A 3,562-nucleotide genomic window follows, 5' to 3' on the forward strand; every position below is an offset into this window, starting at 1 on the left:
TCGCTGCACAATGCTGATATCATTAAAAACCTCGATTTGCACCTGAACGATACCGTTTTTGTGGAAAAAGGTGGGGAAATCATTCCAAAAATTACTGGGGTGGATGCAGAAAAAAGACACCCAATGGCATTGCCGATTGAATTTATTGATATTTGTCCGGAGTGCAGAACACCGCTGGTGCGCAACGAAGGGGAAGCCGCCCATTACTGTCCCAACGAAACCGGATGCCCGCCGCAGATTAAAGGAAAAATGGAACATTTTGTGAGCCGGAAAGCGATGGACATCGACGGGCTGGGACAGGAAACCATCGAACTGCTCTACAATCAAGGCCTGGCTAAAAGTATTGCCGACCTGTATCTTCTGAAAAAGGAACAACTTTCAGCACTGGTACGGATGGGTGAAAAATCGGCTCAACGCATTCTCGACGGGCTGGAGGAATCGAAAAAAGCGCCGTTCGAGCGGGTTTTGTTCGCTTTGGGAATCCGGTATGTGGGTGAAACGGTAGCCAAAAAACTGGCCAAAGAGGTTCATTCCATCGATAACCTCCGGCAAAAAACAAAAGAGGAATTGACCGAATTGGATGAAATTGGCGATCGAATTGCCGAAAGTATTCTTGATTTCTTTTCGAAACCGGAACACATCGAAATGATTGAATTCCTAAAAAAACAAGGACTTCAGTTTCAAGTGAGTGAAGAACTGCTCAGTAACCGAACTGAAAAATTAAAAGGTCTGAGCATCGTTATTTCCGGTACATTTGAAAAGCATTCACGCGATGAGTTGAAACAGGTGATTGAGCAAAATGGCGGAAAAAATGTGGGGTCCATTTCCAAAAAGACGAATTATGTTCTGGCAGGTGAAAATATGGGGCCCAGCAAATTGGAAAAAGCTGAAAAGCTTGGCATCCCCGTCATTTCGGAAGAAGATTTTTTGAAGCTGCTGGGCGATTTGTAATTCTTGGTTACAATTCATTATATTTGTATAAATGGGAATAAAACTAATTGAAAAATATGCCCTTCGGAGGCTTCAGAAAAAGGCAACTGCGGTTGAACGCCATGTGAAGCTACCTCATCCTGAGTCTATAAGGAAAGTTGCCGTATTGTGGCAGCCCGAACAAAAAGAGGCTTTTCAGTTTTTACGTGATCATTTTTCACATGCACTGGTTATTTTTCGGAATATTTGTGTTTATTCCCATAATCCGGCCGTTGAGGCAGGTAACAACACCATCACTCCGAAAGATTGCAACTGGCTGGGGTTTCCCAAAAAGGGTTTTGCAGAAGATTTTTTAAATACCGAATTTGATTTACTACTAAACATTGCCCTTGAACAAAACCTTGTAATCGATTACCTCACCGCTTTAAGCAAGGCTCGGTTTAAAGTTGGCTGGTCGCCTAAAGAGAATAATTTTTATGACCTCAATATTAATATAAAAGGGAAACAGGATGCATTGTTTCTTGCCAGTCAACAAATTTTCTATATTCGGCAATTTAATAATATTACATTAATATGAATCATCCGTTTAAAGGTGCAGGTGTTGCTTTGGTTACACCCTTCACCGAAGAAAATAAAATTGATTTTGATGCACTGGGAAAAATAATCGAGAACCAGGTGAAAGGGGGAATGGATTATTTAGTGGCCCTGGGAACCACTGCAGAAACGGCTACTTTAACAGCAGAAGAAAAAAAGGAGGTGGTTAAGTTTGTCAAAAAGAATTCAGCCGGCCTCCCGGTTGTTGTGGGAATGGGCGGAAACGATACGCGAAAAATCATAAAACAAATAGAAAAGTTTGATTTTGATGGTGTGGCAGGTTTGCTTATTGTTACACCTTATTACAACAAACCTTCGCAGGAAGGAATGTACAGACACTATTCAGAAATTGCCAAAACAAGTCCGGTGCCAATAATTTTATACAATGTGCCATCACGCACCGGTGTAAACCTTGAATACGAAACGGTGGTGCGACTTGCCGAAACTTCTGATAAAATTATTGCGGTTAAGGAAGCATCGGGAGTGCTTTCGCAAATAACCCGCATCAATAAATATACACCAGATCATTTTTGGGTTATTTCTGGCGATGACGTATTGGCACTTCCCATAATATCAATTGGGGGAATTGGTGTAATTTCTGTAATTGCCAATGCCTTTCCTGGCAAAGTCAGTGAATTAATTCATCTGGCACTCGATGGAAAATATAACGAAGCCCGAGAGTTGCATTTTGAGTTGATTGATCTTTTTAAACTAATTTTTAAAGAAGGTAATCCGGGCGGTATAAAAGCACTAATGCACATGCAGGGGACTATTCAAAACGAATTACGGACACCGCTATACCGAATTAGCGAAGAAACTTACAATGAGATAAAAGAGGCGTATTTGAAGTTGAAGTAGATTTTGGGTAATTAGGAATACAGAAAAAAAGGCAGGCCTTTCAGTGCCTGCCTTGTTATTTGGCTACTTATTTAATACAATCTTTCGGTGATGCATAATTCCATCAAACTTCAATCTGACATAATACAGGCCTGAGATTGCTTTTTGCTGCCCCGATGTTGTTCCATCCCAGGATAAACGATGAACTCCGTTATTAAGTTTTTTATTTTGAAGAAGCGTTGTAATCCGCTGGCCAACGTTGTTGAATATATTAACCTCAACCTCAACTTCTTTTTCCAGGGTAAATTCAATGGTTACCTCATTTTTAAAAGGGTTTGGGAAACATTTGATTTCAGGTTGATTTAAAGTAATATTATTATCTGTATTTGTAGTGGCATAATTTTTCAGGCCTAATAATGATGATTCGTGTTTTACAAATGTAGAAGTACCTTTTAAGATTTCCGGATTCAATTCAATTTCCTTGTTTTGAAGTGAACTCCATAATTTTAGTGTAAAAAAATTACCTTCTTTAAAACCGGGCATTCCATACTGGTCTTTTGCTGAGGCTGCAATTGAAACAAATTGTTCATTGAAATGATGTGGCATTAATGTAACTGCACCCACGCACAAATCTCCGTCAAATACTGCCAGTTCATCTCCAGGTTGGAAGAAATCCTTGGATAATTGGGTAATGTTGATGTTCATGTGATCTACACCGTTCCCATAAAACGAAGGTTTAAAATGGCTGGTTGGAATTGGTCTTGGAAGAATAGGAACTGATTTTTCATAAACTTCCTGAATTAGAATGGTGTCTGCGGCAGATAATTTTATTTTATATCCTTTGCCAGGAATAAAATCTCCTATGTTATTTTTCCAACCTCCCAGAAATCCAAAGTCTTCAATGGCATATCCCTTTTCGTCCTGAACTTTTTCAAGGTTATCCTTATCAATAAGGGACTGAATCACTTCCATGGCATCAACAGCAACCGCCTGAGGAAATCCAATAATGTTCCATCCTGCTTTTAGAGGTATGAAATACGGATAATCTACAATAGCGCCACATATTTCAATTGAATCTTTATTGTTTACTCTTAGTTTATATCCTTCATCAGGAGAAATATTACCTATAAAATTTCGCCAGCCTCCAAGGAAACCAAAATCTTCTACTGCTTTTCCTTCTTCATCCTGGATTTTTACAAGA

4 protein-coding genes are annotated in these 3,562 nt (G+C 39.5%); 3 read left to right on the forward strand and 1 reads right to left on the reverse strand.

Annotated elements, in window-relative coordinates:
• From ACESMA_RS04700 to dapA, 3 genes are all read left to right on the forward strand, one after another.
• Positions 1–951: helix-hairpin-helix domain-containing protein (locus tag ACESMA_RS04700; RefSeq protein WP_372947617.1), on the forward strand; the 951-nt coding region annotated here is incomplete at its 5' end.
• A gap of 31 nt (positions 952–982) precedes the next feature.
• The gene (locus ACESMA_RS04705; protein WP_372947618.1) at positions 983–1,507 is read left to right on the forward strand and encodes a DUF6913 domain-containing protein; all 525 of its coding nucleotides are present in this window, start codon (positions 983–985) and stop codon (positions 1,505–1,507) included.
• Positions 1,504–2,382, forward strand: coding sequence for a 4-hydroxy-tetrahydrodipicolinate synthase (gene dapA / locus ACESMA_RS04710; protein WP_372947619.1), 879 nt, complete (start codon positions 1,504–1,506; stop codon positions 2,380–2,382). Before ACESMA_RS04705 ends, dapA begins: the two co-directional genes overlap by 4 nt.
• Positions 2,383–2,445: 63 nt before the next feature.
• Here the strand turns inward: dapA and ACESMA_RS04715 are convergent.
• Positions 2,446–3,562: T9SS type A sorting domain-containing protein (locus ACESMA_RS04715; protein ID WP_372947620.1), on the reverse strand; the 1,117-nt coding region annotated here is incomplete at its 5' end.

Origin of the sequence: Mariniphaga sp. (genome assembly GCF_041687215.1) — a bacterium.
Lineage (GTDB): Bacteria > Bacteroidota > Bacteroidia > Bacteroidales > Prolixibacteraceae > Mariniphaga.

Bases quoted from the DNA above. Each gene is read 5' to 3' on its own strand.
- ACESMA_RS04705 (WP_372947618.1), top strand. From the start codon at position 983: ATGGGAATAAAACTAATTGAAAAATATGCCCTTCGGAGGCTTCAGAAA.
- dapA (WP_372947619.1), top strand. From the start codon at position 1,504: ATGAATCATCCGTTTAAAGGTGCAGGTGTTGCTTTGGTTACACCCTTC.